The sequence below is a fragment of the Kitasatospora sp. NPDC096128 genome (assembly GCF_040303105.1).
Taxonomy (GTDB): domain Bacteria; phylum Actinomycetota; class Actinomycetes; order Streptomycetales; family Streptomycetaceae; genus Kitasatospora.
This window is the reverse complement of the sequence record NZ_JBEOSP010000069.1, coordinates 1-17623: the sequence shown is the minus strand read 5'-3', so window position 1 is coordinate 17623 and position 17623 is coordinate 1. Positions and strand designations below refer to the sequence as shown.

The window sequence follows — 17623 nt, the reverse complement described above, 5'->3', positions numbered from 1 at the left end:
GTGCCCTGCGTCACATAAAAACAATGAGAACGTTCTGTATTCTCGCTCGCGGAGTCGGCCCGGGTGGCGGGTGGGGGGAGACGTGACTCCCGGGGTGCCGGGACGTCAGGTGTTCGCCCGACTCGGCCACTCGCACGTGAAGGGGGAGCAATGGGTACGTCTGAGGTCCAGGTACTGGCTGGGCCTGTCGATCGAGTTCCCGGGACCGGTCGGCGCGACCCGGCCGGCGGCCTGAACACCGCGGCCGTGGACGGCCGGAGGGGTCCGGCGCGGGGCGGTCAGGGCGTGTCCTCACGGACCTCGGTCGCGGGCGGGCCCGTACAGGGGCTCGGCAGTCCGATCGGCCTGTTCGACGGGCTCGGCGTGCTGGCCAGACGGGCCGTTCGCGAGATCCTGCTGGTGCTGCCGAGCGTGCCGCTCGACCCGAGGCTCCGCGCCCGTCTGGAACTCCTGGGCACCGAGCTGGTCGGCCGCGGGGTGCGGATCCGCGCGCTCGGCCCGGAGGACCTGGGCGCCGCCGGCTGCGGCGGCAGCGTCGGCCGGATGGCGGCCCTGGGGGTGGAACTCCTGGCCGTGCCGCAGCCGCCGCTGTGGATGGCGGTCGCGGACCGGGACACGGCGATCATCCCGACCGACCCGGCCGTCGAGCAGCCCGGCTGGGTCCTGCTCAGCGGGGTGGCCCCGGTGATCGCCTGCCGCCTCCTCTTCGAACAACTCTGGGACCAGGGGACCGAGTTGGGCGACTCCGCCGAGCCGGAGGCGGGCCGGCGGCCGGACCGCCGGGAGCGCGAGGTGCTGCGACTGCTGACCGAGGGACTGACCGACGCCGCCATCGCCGCGCGCACCGGGCTCTCGGTGCGCACCAACAGGCGGACCATCGCCGACCTGATGACCAGGCTCGGCGCCCGCAGCCGTTTCCAGGCCGGCGCCGAAGCCGCCCGGCGCAAGTGGGTCTGACGGGTCGCCGACTCGGGGCGGACGGACGGGCGGATGGACGGGCCGGTGGGCGGGTGGGGTAGGCCGGGGCGGAGTCCCGCACCCGCCCCGGCCGGGGCCTCAGAGGCCGGTGCGCGCGAGGTCCTGCTCGGCGTAGCGCGCTCCCGCGGCCGGCCGCAGCGTGTCGAGCCGGGCCCGCTGGGCCGGGGTGAGCACGACGGCGGCCGCCGCCGCGTTCTCCTCGACCCGGGCGCTGCGCCTGGTCCCGGGGATCGGTGCGATGTCCTGGCCCTGCGCCAGCAGCCAGGCCAGCGCCACCTGGGCCGCCGTCGCCCCGACCTCGGCGGCCACCTGCTGCACCTCGTCGACGATCCGCAGGTTGGCCCCGAAGTTCTCCCCGGCGAACCGCGGGGTCGTCAACCGGAAGTCGTCGGCGTCGAGTTGGTCGGTCGAGCGGATCGCCCCGGTGAGGAAGCCGCGGCCGAGCGGCGAGTACGCCACCAGTCCGGCGCCGATCTCGCGCAGCAGCGGCAGCAGTTCCGCCTCCGGGTCCCTGGTCCACAGCGAGTACTCGGTCTGCACCGCCGTGACCGGGTGCACCGCGTGGGCGCGCCGGACGGTCTCCGGGCCGGCCTCGGACAGGCCGATGTACCGCACCTTGCCCTCGCGGACCAGCTCGGCCAGCGCGCCGACGGTCTCCTCGATCGGCGTGCCCGGGTCGACCCGGTGCTGGTAGTAGAGGTCGATCCGGTCGGTGCCCAGGCGCCGCAGTGAACCCTCCACCGCGGCGCGGACGTTCGCGGGGGAGCTGTCGAGGGTGTTCGGGCCGGCCCCGCCGTGCGCGACCAGGCCGAACTTGGTGGCCAGCACCACGTCGTCCCGCCGCCCCGCGATCGCCCGGCCGACCAGCTCCTCGTTGACGAAGGGGCCGTAGATCTCCGCGGTGTCCAGGAAATTCACCCCGAGGTCGAGGGCGCGTCGGATCGTCCGCACCGATTCCGCGTCATCGCTGCCCGCACCGGTGTAGTAGTCCGACATCGACATCGTGCCGAGCCCGATGCGGGACACCTCGAGCGCGCCCAGAGAAATGTGTTGCATGGCGGGGAGGACCAGCCCTTCGTCAATCGATGGCAGTGGGGGCAGGCGTTTCGACGGTGCCCGCCCGGTTTTGACGCACCGACAGACAACCACAGCCGACAGTCCGGCATCAAACAACCCGGGTGCGGCATGTGCACGCAGCTCAGATCCCTCGGGGCAGGCCCGGAGCGGGGGTTGGCAGCAATCGGCCACGCGCTTGTTCGATCTCCGTCGAGCGTGTTGACTCGGAGTCGTTCAATTCCGCAGTGCCGGTACGGCGGTCGTATTCGCGGGCAGTGCCGCCCATGTCGAACCGCGCCGACCAGGCAGCGTCGCCGAATTCCCCAGAATCCCTCGAACCAGTCGGGCAGTCCGATTCTGCCATTCCTGTGCCCGTGCCCGCGGGCGAAAGGATGCCGTGATGTCCCGCATGACGCTCGGGCCAGTTCCCGTCGATCCCGATTACGAACTGGAACAGCTCGCCCAGCGAATGGGAATCGAGATCCACACCTGTGAACCCGGCCTGGTGACCGGCACCATGCCGGTCGCCGGCAACCGCCAGCCCGCCGGGATCCTGCACGGCGGCGCCAACGCGGTGTTCGCCGAGACCCTCGGCTCGCTGGCGGCGCTGGTGCACGCCGGACCGGACGGAAACGCGGTCGGCCTCGACCTCTCCTGCACCCACCACCGCTGGGTCACCTCCGGCACCCTGACCGGCGAGTGCCGGCCGCTGTACGAACGGGAGTCGGTGGCCTCCTACCAGATCGCCATCACCGACGACTCCGGGCAGCGGACCTGTACCGCGCTGCTCACCTGCGTCATCCGACGCGGCGCCACCCGGCGCCGGGCCGGCCGCCCCCAGGACACCCCCCGACGGACGGAGCACTGATGACCACCCAGGCCGCGCACACCCTCCTGGCCTCGGTCGACGACTACCTCGGCCCCGGCGACCGCCGCTTCTTCGGCCGCGGCTTCCGGCGGGTCCAGTACGACCTGAGCCGGATCCGGGTCGCCCGCACCGCGGACGGCGTGGCCGGCGCCCGGGCGCTCGTCCGGGTCCGCTACCCGGCCGACTGGTCGCGCAAGGCCGTCGGCGACCTCCGGCCCCACTTCAGCACCGTCGACGGGCTGGTGCTCGCCGCCCAGCTCGCCGAGCTCTGCCTGACCGACCGGCGCACCGACGACCTGCGCGAGGCCTGGCTGCGCCAGGTCCGGATCACCGCGGGCAGCCGCCCGCAGGAGGACCTCGACCAGCTGGAGGCGGTCGCCACCCGCCGCCGGGTCGAGGCGTTCGACGGGGCCCCCGGCTGGTCGGTCTCGGTGATCGACTGCGGCATCGGCACCATGCGGGTCCGCTGCGAACTCGTCCACCCGAGCGGCAGTCCGCGCCAGGGCCAGTGGCAGTACGCGAGCCCGGCCGAGGCCCTCGGGCCCGCCGCCGACCGGTACTACGACCACGGGTTCACCACCCGCCGTCAGCTGATCCGCGACGTCGCGGTGGACCAGGAGGCGCTGCGCGCCACCGCCCGGCTCGGCATCGAGCAGGAGGGCCAGGCGAGCCCCGCCCCGCGCGGCCTGGAGTCCGCCTACGGCCCGTCGGTCACCATGGTCGACGCCTTCGTGACCGCGCTCCAGCTGGCCCAGGTGATGCTCTACGAGATGGACGGCGTCCGCCGCCAGGACAGCGACACCCTCTGGATGCGCCAGACCGTGCTGACCGCGGCCGGCCCGCAGCGTCCGTACGACGGCACGGTCCCCGTCGGCACCGCCCTCACCGAGCTCGACCTGCTGCGGCTGAACGGCGACACCTGGCGCACCATGAACGTCGTCGCCGACCTGGCCGGTCTCGACGTGCGCTCCGCCGTCACCCACCGGCTGCCCGCCGGCCACCCGCTGACCGCCCCCGCGGCGGTGGCGCGATGACCCGCGCGGCCGTCCTGGCCGGCGTCGGCGCCACGGTGCCCCCGCGGGTGGTCACCAACGACGAACTCGCGCGGCTCCTGGACACCTCGGACGAGTGGATCCGGACCAGGACCGGCATCGCCCAGCGCCACGTCGTCGACCCCGGCATGACCACCGGCGACCTCGCCGTCGAGGCCGGACAGCGCGCCCTCAAGAGCGCCGGAGCGACCACCGTCGACCTGGTGGTGCTCGCCACCACGACCCCGGACCGGCTCTGCCCCGCCACCGCGCCCTCGGTCGCCACCCGGATCGGCCTGGTCGGCGTGCCGGCCTTCGACGTCGCCGCCGTCTGCTCCGGCTTCCTCTACGCCCTCCAGACCGGTGCGGCCGCCGTCGTGGCCGGGCACGCCGACAGCGTGCTGGTCATCGGCGCCGAGGCCTTCAGCACCATCCTCGACCCGGCGGACCGGTCCACCCGGGCCATCTTCGGCGACGGCGCCGGTGCCGTGGTGCTGCGCGCCGGGCGGCCGGAGGAGCCGGGCGCGGTCCGGCAGATCCGGCTCGGCAGCGACGGCAGCCTGGCCGACCTGATCACCGTCCGCGGCGGCGGCACCGAGGAGCGCACCGGCGAGCGGCCCGCCCGCCCGGAGGACGCCTACTTCCGGATGGACGGCAAGTCGGTGTTCTTCACCGCGGTGCGCCGGATGACCGAGTCCTCGCAGGCCGTCCTCGAACGGACCGGCTGGCAGGTCGCCGACGTCGACCGGATCGTCGCCCACCAGGCCAACGTCCGGATCGTCCACGCCGTCGCCGACCAGCTCGGCATCCCCGCCGACCGGGCCGTCCTCAACATCGACCGGGTCGGCAACACCTCCGCCGCCTCGATCCCGCTCGCCCTCGCCGACGGCGCCGCCGACGGCCGGCTCACCTCCGGCGACAAGGTCCTGCTGACCGCCTTCGGCGGCGGCGCCACCTGGGGGTCCGCGACCCTCATCTGGCCCGACGTCACCCCGGGCTGAGCACGGCCCGACCGCCGTCCGTCCGTCCGTCCAGCCACAGCCACAGCCACAGCCACCGCCCCGACGCACGAGGAGACCACCAATGACCGGGACCGTCACCGAGATGATCATCGAGATCCTGACCACCAAGTACCAGGTGCCCGCCGAGGAGGTCACCCCCGAGGTCGCCTTCGACGAGCTCGCCGTCGACTCGCTCACCCTGCTGGAGATGTCGCTGATCCTGGAGAAGCGCCTCGGCATCGTCATCCAGGAGGGCGTCCTGGCGGCCGATCAGACCGTCGGCGAGGCCGCCGAGACGATCAGCTCGCTCGGCGCCGCGGCCTGAGGCCGACCGCCGTGCGCCTCGTCCTGCTCCGCCACGGTGAGACCGACCTCAACACCCGCAACCGCTTCCAGGCCCAGGCCGACACCCCGCTCAACGCCGAAGGCCGGCGCCAGGCCCGGGAGACGGCCGGACGGCTCACCCCGGGGCGCTGGGCCGCCGTACACGCTTCCCCGCTCGCGCGGGCCGCGGACACCGCCCGGCCCGCCGCCGAACGGCTCGGCCTCCCGCTGACCGTCCTCGACGGACTGCGCGAACGGAACCTGGGCACGATCGACGGCCTCGACCGCGCCCGCTACGCCGCCGAGCACCCGGAGTCCATGCACAGGCTGCTCACCGACCCCCGCTACCGCCCACCCGGCGGTGAGACCGGGGCCCGGGCCCGCAGCCGCTTCGTCGCCGCGCTGCGGCGGCTCGCGGCGGCCGACCACGACGGACCCGTCCTGGTGGTCACCCACGGCGGCGTCCTGAACCTGTTGCGCGGGGACCTGCCCGGCTGCCCGCGCGGCGCGATGGTGGGCAACTGCCGCGCCGTCGAACTGGACGCCGTCCCCACCCCGGAGGGCGGACTGCGGATCGACGGCTGGCGGTGGGACGTCGCCCCGCACGAGTGCGAGGACGGGGCGCTGTCGCAGCCCCGCCGCTGACCCGGACCGAAGAACCACCACGGACCACACCCGACACACGAATGAGGACCCCCGGCATGACCATCCAGATCGTCGTCACCTTCGGCCTCGTCCCCGAGCGGCTGGAGCCGACCCTGGCCGCCTTCCAGGAGCTGGCCGAGCACACCCGCCGGGAGGAGGGCGCCCTGCGCTTCGACGTGTTCCGCTCGCAGGAGGAGGAACACACGGTCGTCCTGGTCGAGGAGTGGGCCGACCAGGCGGCCATCGACCTGCACATGAAGGAGGAGTACACCCGGGCCTTCCTCGGCAAGGTCGACGGGGCCTTCACCGACCCGGCCCGGGTGCACCGTCTGGTCGAGATCGGCGGCTGAGCGATGGCCGAGGAGCACGGACGTCCGCGCGTCCTCGTGGTGGGCGCTGGGCCGGTCGGCATGGTGCTCGCCTGCGAGCTGCTGCGCCAGGGCGTCGAGGTCGAGGTGATCTCCAACGCCCGCCGGGAGAGCCCGCATTCGCGCGCCACCATCCTGTGGCCGAGGATCCTGGAGCTGCTCGACCGGGTCGGCGTGGGGGAGAAGCTGGTCGCGGCCGGCCACTACTTCGACCAGATGAACTACTACTCCGAGAAGAAGATGGTCGGGCTGGTCCGCTTCGACCGGTTGCGCGGCGTCGGCTACCCGTTCGCCATCACCATCCCGCAGTGGCGCACCGAGGCCGTGCTGGAGGAGCACCTCGAATCCCTCGGCGGCACGATCCGCTACGACCACGCCTTCGTCGAGGGCACCCAGACCGCCGACGCCGTCCGCTGTGTCCTGCGCGCTCCCGACGGCACGTCGAGCGCCCACACATACGACTACGTGGTCGGGGCGGACGGCTACAACAGCACCGTCCGACCGGCGTTCGGCTTCGAGTTCGCCGGCCGCACGCTGCGCACCCGGCTCGCCATCACCGACGCCGAGCTGGTCGGCGAGACCACCAGCAGCGAGGCCGCCTACTACCTCACCCGCACCGGCAACATGGTGCTCGCCCCGCTCGGCGGCGGGATCTTCCGGGTGGGCGCCAGCGTGCCGGACGGCTACCAGGGGGAACCGGACCGGGCGTTCTTCGAACGGCTGCTGTCCGAGCGGGTCCCCGGTGAACGGCGGCTCGGGGAGATGAAGTTCAGCGGGGTGTTCACCGCGCACGTCCGGTCGGCCGGAACCTACCAGCGCGGCCGGGTCTTCCTGGTCGGGGACGCCGCCCACGCCATGAGCCCCTCCGGCGCGCAGGGCGTCAACACCGGCATCCAGGACGCCGTCAACCTCGGCTGGAAGCTCGCGGGCGTGCTGCGCGGCGACTACCGGCCCGGACTGCTGGCCAGCTACGACCAGGAGCGCCGACCCGCCGTCGAGGCCGTGGCCGGGCTCTCCACCCGGCTGGCCCGGATCGGCCTGTACAGCAAGCCGCACCAGGTCATCGGCCGGGACCTCGCCTACCGGTTCGGCTCGGCCACCAACCTGCTGGAACGCGTCCTGGCACCGAAGCTCGCCCAGATCGACACCCACTACGGCCCGCGACCCAAGCGACGCGGCCTCGTCCCGGGCGAGCGGCTGCCGCTCGGCTGGCGGGCCTCCGCCGCCGCGCCGGTGCTCGCCGTCGACCGCTACACCGTCCTGCTCTGGCCCGGCCTGGAGTACCGGTACGAGCGGTGGGTCCGGCTGGTCGGGCGGCTGGGCGAGGCCGTCGGGCGTGCCCGGGTCACCGACCTCGGCGGCCGCCCGCCGGGCCCGCTGCCGGCCAAGCTGGGCGCGGCGGCGTGCGCCCTGGTGGTCCGCCCCGACGGCCACCTGGACACCGTCGTCGAGCTCGACGACCGCGAGCCCGAGGCCGCCGTCCGGGCCGTCGAGCGGGCGCTGGACGAACGCCACGAGCCGAGCCGGGCCCGGGAGTTGGCCACCGCCTGAACCGCCTGAACCGCCTGCACGGTCCGAACCTTCCGAACCTTCCGAACCGACCGAACAACCCCTAGAGAAGAGAACCGAGATGACCGATCGCGTGACCCTCACCGACGTCGCCGACATGACCCCCGCGCAGCGCGAGGTGTACGAGAAGTTCCAGTCCAACCTGACCCGGGCCCTGCTGCTCACCAAGGGCTCCGCCGGCCCGCACCTCGCCCTGGGCGGCTCGTTCACCGTCGGCCTGCTGAGCCTGCTGGACCGCGAGGTCATCGTGCTGCGGGTGGCGAAGCTGCGCGACAGCGAGTTCGAGCGCCTGCTGCACTACCCCCTGGCCGTCAAGGCCGGTCTCACCGACGCCGAGATCGAGGCCATCGAGGAGGGCCGGTTCGAGGAGATGCCGCCGTCCCGCGCCGCCCTGGTCCGCTACGTCGACGACTGCATGCTGGAGCACAAGGCCGGCCACGACGCGTTCTGGGGCCTGCGCGAGCACTACTCGCAGAACGAGGTCGCCGAGGTGACCCACCTGGCCGGCCACAGCGCGATGACCGCGATGTTCCTGGCCAGCCTGGAGATCCCGCTCGACCAGGACATCGCCTCCTGGGGCCGGCTGACCGAGGTCGAATGACCGGCCGCATCGACCGAGGGGAACCGACGTGAAGTACGCACGGCTGGGCTCGTCCGGCCTCAAGGTGTCCCGGTTGGCGCTCGGATGCATGAGCTACGGCGAGCCCGGCCGGGGCACCCACCCCTGGTCGCTGCCGGAGGAGGAGAGCCTGCCGTTCATCGCCCAGGCCCTCGACCTCGGCGTCAACTTCTTCGACACGGCCAACATCTACTCGCTGGGCACCAGCGAGGAGTACCTGGGACGGGCCCTGAAGAAGCTGGCCCGGCGCGAGGACGTGGTCATCGCCACCAAGGTGTACGAGGCGATGGGGCCGGGGCCGCTGTCCGGCGGCCTGTCCCGCGGCGCCGTGATGCGCGAGCTGGAGGCGAGCCTGCGCCGGCTCGGCACCGACTACATCGACCTGTACATCATCCACCGCTGGGACTACGGGACGCCGATCGAGGAGACCATGGCGGCCCTGCACGACGCCGTCACCGCGGGCAAGGTCCGCTACCTCGGTGCGTCGTCCATGCACACCTGGCAGTTCGTCAAGGCGCAGTACACCGCCGACCTGCACGGGTGGACGCGGTTCGTCAGCATGCAGAACCACTACAACCTGATCAACCGTGAGGAGGAGCGGGAGATGATCCCGTACTGCCTCGCGGAGGGCGTCGGCGTCACCCCGTGGTCGCCGCTGGCCCGCGGCCTGCTGACCCGGGACTGGGATGCGAGGTCCGCCCGGACGGCCGGCGACCCGATCCAGCGGCGGTTCTACGGGCCGACCGAGGAGGCCGACCGGCGCGTCGCCCGGGCGGTCGCGGAGATCGCCGCCGAACGCGGGGTCCCGCGGGCCCGGATCGCGCTGGCCTGGCTGCTGCGGCAGCCCGCCGTCACCGCCCCGGTCATCGGCGCCACCGCGCCGCACCACCTGCCGGACGCGGTCGCCGCGCTCGACCTCGAGCTCGACGCCGCCGAACTCGCCCGGCTGGAAGCCCCGTACGTCCCGCACGCGGTCGTCGAGTACGTCTGACCGCCTCCCCAGAGCCCCCCCGGGGCCCGGCCGCACCCCGAACGGCCCGGGCCCCGGGGCACCGCCATGCCCGAACCCGCCCAGCACGACACCGAATCGGAGACCACCATGGGCATCACAGACTTCGCCCTCACCACCGGCAGCGGCAAGGTCACCGCCGAGCAGCTCGCCCGCGAATCCGGCTGCGACCCGGAGAAGGTGAACGAGATCCTGCCCGCGGGCCGGCTCTCGGCGCTCGGGCCCGGCGAGAGCTCCTGGAGCCTCGGCCGGGACGCCGCCGCCAAGGTCCTCGACCGCAACGGCGTGTCCCCCGATGACATCGGCCTGGTCATCTACGCGGGCTCCAGCGAGTGGGGGACCCCGTTCTGGTCGCCGGCCGCGAAGATCGCCCAGGAGCTCGGCATCCTCCGGGCGCACTGCTACGAGGTGTCCAACTTCTGCAACGCCGCGCCGACCGCGATCCGGATCGCCGACGAGCAGGTCAAGTCCGGGGCCTGCCGCTACGCGCTGGTCGTCGTCGCCGACCGGCTCAGCGAACTGGTCGACCGCCCGGGCGGGTTGGTCGAGCTCTTCAACTTCGCCGACGGCGCCGCGGCCGTCCTGGTCTCCGCCGAGAACCCGCGCTACGAGGTGCTGGCGTCGGCCAACCGCACCGACCCGGCCTACGTCGACCTCTACTACGGCGAGGTCCGGGAGAACCAGGTCAAGGTCTTCCGCCGGGAGGGCGGCGAGGGCCTCGGCGAGGCGTTCATCGCCAACTTCACCGCCCTGACCGGGCAGGTGCTCACCGCCGTCGGCCGGGGCCTGGAGGACGTGGCCTACCTGCTGGTCACCCACGGCAACCGGAACACCCAGGAGAAGCTCCTGGACACCCTCGGGCTGCCGTACGAGCGCAGCGTCTTCAACTACGAGGCCGAGGGCCACCTCGGCGGTGCCGACCCGCTGCTCGCCCTGGAGGACCTGGAGCGGGCGGGCCGGCTGGCGTCGGGGGACCTCGTGCTGCTCGCCACCGCGGGCTCCGGGTTCACCTGGGGTGTGACGGCGCTCCAGGTGGTCTGACGTCACAGCCGAAGCCGCCCGGCAGCGAACTCCTCGCTGCCGGGCGGCTCCTGCGTGTCGGGGCCGGTCAGAACCGGCGGGCCGGGTCGAGGTCCACCGCGAGCAGGCGCAGCGCCGCGTCGTGCGGGCTGTCCGGCTCGGCGTGGTAGAACTTCAGGATGTTCCCGTCGCCCAGGTCGGCCGACTGGTACATCAACTCGAACTCCCCGACGCTCGGGTGGTCGAAGGTCTTCGTCCCGACGGTGCAGTTCGCGACCCGGTGGCTGATCCAGAGCTTGGAGAACTCCTCGCTCCCGATGCTCAGTTCGCCGATCAGCTCGGCCAACTGCGGGTCGTGCCGGTGGTTCCCGGCGATGAACCGGAGGTACGAGACGTTCGACCGGGCCTCCAGGGGCCAGTCCACGTACAGCCCGCGGACGTTGTCGTCCAGGAAGTTCAGCCGGATGACGTTCGGCCGGACCGTCGCGTTCTTCGGTGCGTCGTAGTCCAGGTGCGGTGCGAACAACCGGTGGTAGAGCGAGTTCCAACCGAGGATGTCACAGCGGTAGTTGAGCACCGCCACCGCCGCGTTCCCGAGCGAGTCGACCAGCATCCGGGTGTACGGGCTGATCTGGTCGACCTGGCGGGCCGGCAGCTCCCGCTCGGTCACCGGGGTGCCCACCTTCAGCAGGTAGTCCTCCTCGTCCGGGCTGAGGTCCAGGGCGCGCGCGATCGCGACCAGGATGGCCGGCGAGGCGTGCGCGGTCTGGGACTGCTCCAGCCGGGTGTAGTACGTGGGGCTCACCCCGGCGAGCGCCGCCACCTCCTCCCGCCGCAGGCCGGGCACCCGGCGCGCACCGCGCACCGCCAGCCCGATCTCCTCCGGTTGGACCCGCTCACGCATCCGCTTGAGGTAGCTGCCCAGGTCGGTGTTCACTGGTTTTTCCACGCTCCTAGTGTCACACGGGGGCCGAACAGGGGTCGGACGGTCTTCGGGCCACATCAGCCGGTGGCCACCGCGGTGCGCCGGCGCAGCGCCGCCCACAGGAGCAGGCCGGCCACGATGAGCAGGCCGGCGTCGACGGCCAGCGCGAGGTGGATGCCCGACAGTTCGTCGGCCGCGCCGCCCCCGTCGCCGATGCTCGCGGCGAACACCGCGCTCAGCAGCGGGATGCCGACGGCGATGCCGACCTGCTGCGCCTGGGTGGCCATGCCGGTGGCCATGCCCTGCATCGAGGAGTCGACGGCCGAGGTGGCGATCACCATGAAGGAGAGCATCGCCAGCATCGAGAAGACGCCGTTGACGAACTGCGCGACGACCACGGGGACGAGCCAGATCGACTCGTCCGTCATCCACACCATGGGCAGCATGAACAGGCCCTGGCCCGCGAGCGCGGTGCCGAGCAGGACGCGCGGGGAGACCTTGCCGACGATCTTCGGGCCGATGGTGCCGCCGAGGATCTGGCCGGCGCCGACCCCGAGCAGGGCCAGTCCGGCGGCCAGCGAGGAGTAGTCCAGCACGTTCTGCACGTACAGGCCGGTGAAGAAGATCATCGCGGTCTCGCCGCCGAAGATGAACAGCGCGCCGAGGTTGCTCAGGGCGATGTCCGGCAGGCGCAGGATGCGCACCGGCACCAGGGCGCCCTCGGTGCGGCCCTCGACCACCCAGAACACGGCGAGCAGCACGGCGGCGGCCAGCAGGGTGCCGATGGCGACGGCGTCCAGGCCGGACTCGGCGGCCCGGGTGATGCCGTAGATGCCGGCGAACAGGCCGGCGGTGATCAGCAGGGCGCCCGGCAGGTCCAGCCGGCCGCGGGTCTCGGCGCGGCTCTCCTGGACCACGATCGGGACCACGATCACGGCGGCCACGGCGACCGGGATGTTGATGAAGAACGCCCAGCGCCAGGAGAGCAGTTCGGTGAGGACGCCGCCGAGGATCGAGCCGACCGTGAAGCCCGAGCTCATCATGACGCCGTTCAGCCCGAGTGCCTTGGTGCGCAGCGCGGGGTCGGTGAAGGAGGTGGTCAGCAGCGCCATCGCGGCCGGGGTGATGGCCGCGGTGGCCAGGCCCTGGAGGGTGCGGGCCACCAGCAGCAGCGCCGGGGAGGTGGCGATGCCGCCGATCAGCGAGGCGGCCGCGAGCACCACCATGCCGGCGACGAAGATCCGGCGCCGGCCGAGGTAGTCGCCGACCCGGCCGAAGACCAGGGTGCAGCCGGCCGCGCAGAGCGCGAACATCGTGGTGATCCACTGCAGGTTCCCGGCCGTGAACCCGAGGTCCACCCCGACCCGGGGCAGCGTCACGTTCAGGATCGAGAAGTCGGCCGCCATCATGAACTGGGAGGCGAGCAGGACCACCAGGACGGTCAGCTGGCGGCCGGTCATGCGCACGGAGCCGGCCGGGGCCGTGGCGGCGACGGCGGCGGTATCGGTTGTCATGCCTCCAGCCTGGTGCGACCGCGGTTGATCAGCCAGAACCCGGCTGTGCCTACCCTCGCCCTGCCTACCACTGGCAGTGCCAGGCTCCGCGTCGCGACCCCGCGCGCGGGGCCCGGGGGCGGGCTCGGGGCGGGCCGTGGCACCGCGACGACCGTCGCTCCCGGGGCTCCGGCGGTACCCGGAAACGACGCTGCGCGCCGTGGGCCGGCAGGTGGCCCAGGCGCGCAGCGTCGGGGGATCCGCCGTGTCGTCCGGCCGAGCACCCCTCGCGGAGGCGTTCGGCCGGACGACCGGCTGAGGATCCGGTGTGTCAGACGGCGGCGGTCAGCAGCTTGCGGAGGTGCTCCACGACCTCGGACACCGCGACGGACTGGGTCTCGCCGGTGGCCCGGGTGGTGACCTCGACCGTGCCCTCGGCCAGCCCGCGGGCGCCGACCGTGACCCGGTACGGGACGCCGATCAGCTCGACGTCGCGGAACTTGACGCCGGGCCGCTCGTCCCGGTCGTCCAGGAGGACGTCGACCCGCTCGCCCTGCAACTGCCGGTAGAGCGTCTCGGCGGCCTCGTTGACCTGCTGGTCCTTCGTCCCGAGGACGACGACGGCCACCTCGAAGGGGGCGACCGCGACCGGCCAGACGATGCCCTTGTCGTCGTGGTGGGTCTCCACGATGGAGGCCAGTGCCCGCTCCACGCCGATGCCGTAGCTGCCCATGATCGGGACGGCCTGCTTGCCGTCCCGGCCGAGCACGGTGACGCCGAGCTTCTCGGTGTACTTGCGGCCGAGCTTGAAGATGTGGCCCACCTCGATGGTGACCACGACCGCCAGCGGGGTGCCGCACTGGGGGCAGGGCTCGCCGGCGGACACCTCGCGCAGGTCCGCCCAGCGCTCCACCGCGATGTCCCGCTCGACGGACACGCCGCGCAGGTGGACGCCGTCGGTGTTGGCGCCGGTGGTCATGTCGGTGCGGCCGCGCAGGGCCTCGTCCGCGAGGACGGGCAGGTCGGCGGGGATGCCGACGGCGCCCAGGCTGCCGGGGGAGGCGCCGAGCGCCGCCTGGATCTCCTCCGCGGTCGCCGGGCGGACGGCGGTGGCGGCCAGGGTGTCGATGAGCTTCTGCTCGACCAGGCTGTGGTCGCCGCGGAGCAGGACGAGGGTCAGCTGGTCGTCGACCACGTAGACCAGCGTCTTGACCTGCCGCTCCGCGGGCACGTCGTGCCGGCGGGCCAGCTCCTCGATCGTGCGGGCCTCGGGGGTGTCGAACCGCTCCGGGGCGTCCGGGCCGGGGGCGTCCGCGACGGCGGGCAGGACGGAGGTGGCCTTCTCGGTGTTGGCGGCGTAGTCGCAGCCGGGGCAGCGGACCACCAGGTCCTCGCCGGCCTCCGACGGGCTCATGAACTCCACCGAGGCGCTGCCGCCCATGCTGCCGCTGGACGCCTGCACCGGGATCGCGGGCAGGCCCAGGCGGGCGAAGATCCGCTCGTAGGCGGCCTTGTGGAGGTCGAAGGAGCGGTCGAGGCCGTCGGCCTCGACGTCGAAGCTGTACGAGTCCTTCATGGTGAACTCGCGCACCCGCAGCAGGCCGCTCTTGGGGCGGGCCTCGTCCCGGAACTTGGTCTGGAACTGGTACCAGATCTGCGGGAGGTCCCGGTACGACTTCAGCTCCTGGGACAGGACGGTGAAGATCTCCTCGTGGGTCATGCCGAGCGCCATGTCCGCGCCCTTGCGGTCCTTGAGTCGGAACATCTCCTCGCCCATCACCTCCCAGCGGCCGCTGCGCTGCCAGATCTCCGCCGGGTGCATGGCGGGCAGGATGAACTCCTGGGCGCCGATCGCGGTCATCTCCTCGCGGATGATGTCCACGATCTTGGCGCGGACGCGCACGGCCAGCGGCAGCAGGGAGTAGTGGCCGGCCATGAGCTGCCGGACGAACCCTCCCCTCACCAGCAGGCGGTGGCTCACCGCATCCGCATCCGCCGGGTCCTCGCGGAGGGTGGGAACGTACAGCTGGGACCAGCGCATGGGACCGGAGACCGTCCTCTCGGTGAAGCTGCAGGGTATCGGGGGGTGATTCTATTCCAGTGGCGGGGCGGTGCCCGACTCGGCCCGTTTTGGGAGGCCCGGGTCGGGCACCGCGGGCCGGGCGCGCGGTGGCGCCGCCGCCCGGCGGGGATCCATGGGGCAGGCCCTAGCTCGGGGGCGCTCCGAGGGAGGCGGCGAGCTCGGTCAGGCCGGGGGAGAGCTGCGGCAGGGCCTCGGCGCACTGTGCGGCGCGGGCGGCGGTGAGCAGTTGCTCGGGGGTCAACGCGGGAAGCCGGCTGGTGAGTTGCTCCAGCAGGGCGCGGGCGTCGGCGAGCATGGAGTCGTCGTCCAGCGGTCGCCGGTTGGCGGGTGCGGCCTCGAACAGCAGCTGCTGGGCAGCCCGTTGGAGGTCGGCGGTGGCGATGTCCCGGACGGTGAGCGACAGGTGGACCGAGAGTCCGCTGTCGCCGGTGGCGTAGTGCGCGAAGCCGCGCGGGATGTAGAGCACCTCGCCGGTCCGCAACAGCGGTGAGACCACCGGAGGTTCGTCGTCGGAGGCCGGGCCCGGGCGCCACTGCGGGCTGTCGGGCCCCTGGTGGACGTACCACTGCTTGCTGCCGTTCAGCTGGACCACGAAGACGTCCGCGTCGTCCCGGTGCAGGCGCAGGCCCTGGGCGCCGGGTGGGGTGACGAAGAAGAACGCCTCCACCTTGCGGCCCAGGTCCCGGCCCAGCCGTCGGGTGAACTCGGCGGTACCGGGGTGCCACTGCTCGACGCAGCGCAGCACCAGGGTGGTGCCGGCGTGCAGCAGCGCGCGGATCCGGGCGGCGTCGGCGTAGCCGGGGTGGTCGACCCGGTTGACGGTGCGGCTGGTGCAGTAGGCCTCGCGCGGGATGATCCGGTCGGTGCGGACCATCTCCACGTAGGGGGAGTGCAGTGCGCCCGTGCCGAGTGCGGCGTCCGCCTCGTCCAGGGTGAGCGATCCGGTGGGGAGGTCGGCGGAGCGCAGGACGACGGGCCGGCGGCGCCAGTGGTCCCGGAGGAAGGGCTGCGCGTCGTCGATCAGCTCGGCCAGCCCGTTCGGGGTCGAGGTCGCCACTGGGCCCCCAATCAGCGTCCGGCCTTCGGCCTTCAGCATGCGAGAAAGTTTATGACTGATGATAGTGACTCATATTGACTCCTTTTATGAGCACTGTCAACATTGCGGCATGTCGATAACCGAAGCCGTGCCGGGCCCCAAGACCCGCATACGCAACAAGCTGGTGCCGGGCACGATCGAGCACGCCCGTGCGATTCCGTACTACCGCGAACTGTGGGCCGACCGCCCGGGGGCGACGGCCGTCGGCACGGTGGCCGACCTGACCGCGCTGCCCGTCGTCGGGAAGTACGAGCCGGCCGGCGGCATGGCGGTGGTCGGGCACCCGGACCGCACGCCCTCCGTCCTGATGCACAGCAGCGGCACCACCGGCCATCCGTTCACCCGCTACCGCAGCGCCGAGGAGGTCCAGGAGCTCAGCGCGCTGCTGTCGAGCCTCAACGCCCGGGCCCGCGAGCGGATGGACGAGGCGCGGCCCATCGTGCACCTGTCCACCATCTCCAAGCGCCATCACGGCAACTCGATCGGCGCGCTGGCGGTGGAGCGCAGCGTCACGCTCGGCCTGCTGTCGGAGCGCGATCTGGTCAAGGCGCTCGGCCTGCTGCGCCGCCCCCAGCTCTTCCCGGACCTCACCGACCCGCTGATCCAGCTCAGCGGCACCCCGGACGACCTGGTCGTGCTGGCGCACGCGGTCCAGGAAGCCGGACTGCTGGATCAGCTGCGCCCGCGCACCGTCACCGCGCTGGCCGACTACCTGACCGACGGGCACCGCGACTTCCTGGCCGCCTGCTTCCCCGACGCGCGGATCGTGCACCGCTACAGCCTCTCCGAGGTGGTGGGCGGAGCCACCCGCTGCGAGCGCTGCGGCCTCTTCCACTTCGACGTCCATGTCGTGCCGCAGGTGCTCTCGCTGGACGGCGAGCAGTCGCTGACCTCCGGCGTGGGGCGGCTGGTGCTCACCGAGCTGTTCCCGTTCTCCCAGTACCAGCCCTTCATCCGGTACGACACCGGTGACCTGGTCGAGGTCTTCGAGAGCCCGTGCGAGCCCGGCGAGGTGTCCGTCGCGCTGGTCGGGCGGCGCGCGCACATCCCGCTGGTCGAGCACGCCGGCCGCCAGGTGCCGGTCTTCCGCCCGATCGCCCTGCGCGGGGCGCTGGAGTCGCTGCCGGAACTGCAGCGCGGGCCGATGCACGCCACCATCGCCCCCTACGACGTGCTGCCCGGTTCGGCCCCGCGGGCCAAGGCGGAGTTCCACCCGGCGACGCCCGGAGCGCCGGCCCGGCTGGAGCTGACGGCCGTCACCGCGTTCGCCCCGCACCTGTTCCCGCGCCAGGCCGAGGAGTTGCGTGCGCGGGTGCGGGAGGTCGTCCTGGGGAGTTCGCCCGAGCTGCGCGAGCTGGCCGCGGCCGGCGTGTGCGAGCTGGACGTCCGGCTGACCGGGGACCGGCGCGCGGCCGACCCGTTCACCGTCCGGGGCGCTTGAACCCAGGGGCGCCCCGGCGCCCCTGGACTCCGGAGGAACGCCGATGGTCCCGACCGCGGTCGGACAGCCCGTACAGCTCGTACAGCCGGCCGATCCG

General features: G+C 72.8%; 17 protein-coding genes. 12 read left to right on the top strand and 5 right to left on the bottom strand.

All coding sequences use genetic code 11. The features are described from left to right. Positions 1 to 285: 285 nt before the first annotated feature. Positions 286 to 957, top strand: a complete 672-nt coding sequence (locus tag ABTY61_RS39255) for a helix-turn-helix transcriptional regulator (protein WP_350510014.1) — start codon at positions 286 to 288, stop codon at positions 955 to 957. 99 nt (positions 958 to 1056) lie between these two features. Here ABTY61_RS39255 and ABTY61_RS39250 read toward each other — a convergent pair whose 3' ends face one another. Beyond that, positions 1057 to 2034, bottom strand: a complete 978-nt coding sequence (locus tag ABTY61_RS39250) for an aldo/keto reductase (protein ID WP_350510013.1) — start codon at positions 2032 to 2034, stop codon at positions 1057 to 1059. Positions 2035 to 2434: 400 nt separating this feature from the next. Between ABTY61_RS39250 and ABTY61_RS39245 the strand changes: the two genes are divergently transcribed. The 10 genes from ABTY61_RS39245 to ABTY61_RS39200 all read left to right on the top strand — a co-directional run bounded on the left by ABTY61_RS39245 (position 2435) and on the right by ABTY61_RS39200 (position 10509). Then, positions 2435 to 2902 carry a PaaI family thioesterase gene (locus ABTY61_RS39245; protein ID WP_350510012.1) on the top strand — a complete coding sequence of 156 codons (468 nt, stop codon included), beginning with the start codon at positions 2435 to 2437 and terminating at the stop codon, positions 2900 to 2902. Next, positions 2902 to 3936, top strand: a complete 1035-nt coding sequence (locus ABTY61_RS39240; protein WP_350510011.1) for an AvrD family protein — start codon at positions 2902 to 2904, stop codon at positions 3934 to 3936. The genes ABTY61_RS39245 and ABTY61_RS39240 overlap by 1 nt, the downstream gene beginning before the upstream one ends. Further along, a complete protein-coding gene (locus tag ABTY61_RS39235; protein WP_350510010.1) occupies positions 3933 to 4934 on the top strand; it encodes a beta-ketoacyl-ACP synthase III in 1002 nt (333 codons plus the stop codon). Before ABTY61_RS39240 ends, ABTY61_RS39235 begins: the two co-directional genes overlap by 4 nt. Positions 4935 to 5016: 82 nt before the next feature. Next, positions 5017 to 5259, top strand: a complete 243-nt coding sequence (locus tag ABTY61_RS39230; protein WP_350510009.1) for an acyl carrier protein — start codon at positions 5017 to 5019, stop codon at positions 5257 to 5259. Positions 5260 to 5270: 11 nt separating this feature from the next. Next, complete coding sequence (locus tag ABTY61_RS39225; protein ID WP_350510008.1) at positions 5271 to 5903, top strand: histidine phosphatase family protein; 633 nt, start codon at positions 5271 to 5273, stop codon at positions 5901 to 5903. Between the two features lie 56 nt (positions 5904 to 5959). After that, entirely contained in the window at positions 5960 to 6253 is a 294-nt protein-coding gene (locus ABTY61_RS39220) for a putative quinol monooxygenase (protein WP_350510007.1), read from the top strand. A 3-nt stretch (positions 6254 to 6256) separates the two neighbouring features. Next, complete coding sequence (locus tag ABTY61_RS39215) at positions 6257 to 7822, top strand: FAD-dependent monooxygenase (protein ID WP_350510006.1); 1566 nt, start codon at positions 6257 to 6259, stop codon at positions 7820 to 7822. A gap of 79 nt (positions 7823 to 7901) precedes the next feature. Further along, the gene (locus ABTY61_RS39210) at positions 7902 to 8441 is read left to right on the top strand and encodes a carboxymuconolactone decarboxylase family protein (RefSeq protein ID WP_350510005.1); all 540 of its coding nucleotides are present in this window, start codon (positions 7902 to 7904) and stop codon (positions 8439 to 8441) included. A gap of 28 nt (positions 8442 to 8469) precedes the next feature. Beyond that, a complete protein-coding gene (locus tag ABTY61_RS39205) occupies positions 8470 to 9450 on the top strand; it encodes an aldo/keto reductase (RefSeq protein WP_350510004.1) in 981 nt (326 codons plus the stop codon). 66 nt (positions 9451 to 9516) lie between these two features. Next, positions 9517 to 10509 (top strand): 3-oxoacyl-ACP synthase III family protein, encoded by a 993-nt coding sequence (locus tag ABTY61_RS39200; protein WP_350510003.1) that lies wholly within the window; start codon positions 9517 to 9519, stop codon positions 10507 to 10509. A 67-nt stretch (positions 10510 to 10576) separates the two neighbouring features. Here the strand turns inward: ABTY61_RS39200 and ABTY61_RS39195 are convergent, their stop codons facing one another. From ABTY61_RS39195 to ABTY61_RS39180, 4 genes are all read right to left on the bottom strand, one after another. Further along, positions 10577 to 11437, bottom strand: coding sequence for a helix-turn-helix domain-containing protein (locus tag ABTY61_RS39195; protein ID WP_350510002.1), 861 nt, complete (start codon positions 11435 to 11437; stop codon positions 10577 to 10579). A 53-nt stretch (positions 11438 to 11490) separates the two neighbouring features. After that, positions 11491 to 12927, bottom strand: a complete 1437-nt coding sequence (locus ABTY61_RS39190; RefSeq protein ID WP_350510001.1) for an MFS transporter — start codon at positions 12925 to 12927, stop codon at positions 11491 to 11493. 310 nt (positions 12928 to 13237) lie between these two features. Continuing rightward, complete coding sequence (locus tag ABTY61_RS39185; protein WP_350510000.1) at positions 13238 to 14947, bottom strand: proline--tRNA ligase; 1710 nt, start codon at positions 14945 to 14947, stop codon at positions 13238 to 13240. 166 nt (positions 14948 to 15113) lie between these two features. After that, positions 15114 to 16085 carry a JmjC domain-containing protein gene (locus tag ABTY61_RS39180; RefSeq protein ID WP_350509999.1) on the bottom strand — a complete coding sequence of 324 codons (972 nt, stop codon included), beginning with the start codon at positions 16083 to 16085 and terminating at the stop codon, positions 15114 to 15116. Positions 16086 to 16155: 70 nt separating this feature from the next. On the opposite strand from ABTY61_RS39180, the gene ABTY61_RS39175 reads away from it, so the two are divergent. Beyond that, positions 16156 to 17526 carry a phenylacetate--CoA ligase family protein gene (locus tag ABTY61_RS39175; protein ID WP_350509998.1) on the top strand — a complete coding sequence of 457 codons (1371 nt, stop codon included), beginning with the start codon at positions 16156 to 16158 and terminating at the stop codon, positions 17524 to 17526. Positions 17527 to 17623: the final 97 nt, after the last annotated feature.

What these genes read in the sequence shown, in the direction of transcription:
- ABTY61_RS39250 (WP_350510013.1), bottom strand. Translation starts at nt 2,034, where the DNA reads ATGCAACACATTTCTCTGGGCGCGCTCGAGGTGTCCCGCATCGGGCTC.
- ABTY61_RS39245 (WP_350510012.1), top strand. Translation starts at nt 2,435, where the DNA reads ATGTCCCGCATGACGCTCGGGCCAGTTCCCGTCGATCCCGATTACGAA.
- ABTY61_RS39240 (WP_350510011.1), top strand. Translation starts at nt 2,902, where the DNA reads ATGACCACCCAGGCCGCGCACACCCTCCTGGCCTCGGTCGACGACTAC.
- ABTY61_RS39235 (WP_350510010.1), top strand. Translation starts at nt 3,933, where the DNA reads ATGACCCGCGCGGCCGTCCTGGCCGGCGTCGGCGCCACGGTGCCCCCG.
- ABTY61_RS39230 (WP_350510009.1), top strand. Translation starts at nt 5,017, where the DNA reads ATGACCGGGACCGTCACCGAGATGATCATCGAGATCCTGACCACCAAG.
- ABTY61_RS39220 (WP_350510007.1), top strand. Translation starts at nt 5,960, where the DNA reads ATGACCATCCAGATCGTCGTCACCTTCGGCCTCGTCCCCGAGCGGCTG.
- ABTY61_RS39215 (WP_350510006.1), top strand. Translation starts at nt 6,257, where the DNA reads ATGGCCGAGGAGCACGGACGTCCGCGCGTCCTCGTGGTGGGCGCTGGG.
- ABTY61_RS39210 (WP_350510005.1), top strand. Translation starts at nt 7,902, where the DNA reads ATGACCGATCGCGTGACCCTCACCGACGTCGCCGACATGACCCCCGCG.
- ABTY61_RS39200 (WP_350510003.1), top strand. Translation starts at nt 9,517, where the DNA reads ATGCCCGAACCCGCCCAGCACGACACCGAATCGGAGACCACCATGGGC.
- ABTY61_RS39190 (WP_350510001.1), bottom strand. Translation starts at nt 12,927, where the DNA reads ATGACAACCGATACCGCCGCCGTCGCCGCCACGGCCCCGGCCGGCTCC.
- ABTY61_RS39185 (WP_350510000.1), bottom strand. Translation starts at nt 14,947, where the DNA reads ATGCGCTGGTCCCAGCTGTACGTTCCCACCCTCCGCGAGGACCCGGCG.
- ABTY61_RS39180 (WP_350509999.1), bottom strand. Translation starts at nt 16,085, where the DNA reads ATGCTGAAGGCCGAAGGCCGGACGCTGATTGGGGGCCCAGTGGCGACC.
- ABTY61_RS39175 (WP_350509998.1), top strand. Translation starts at nt 16,156, where the DNA reads ATGTCGATAACCGAAGCCGTGCCGGGCCCCAAGACCCGCATACGCAAC.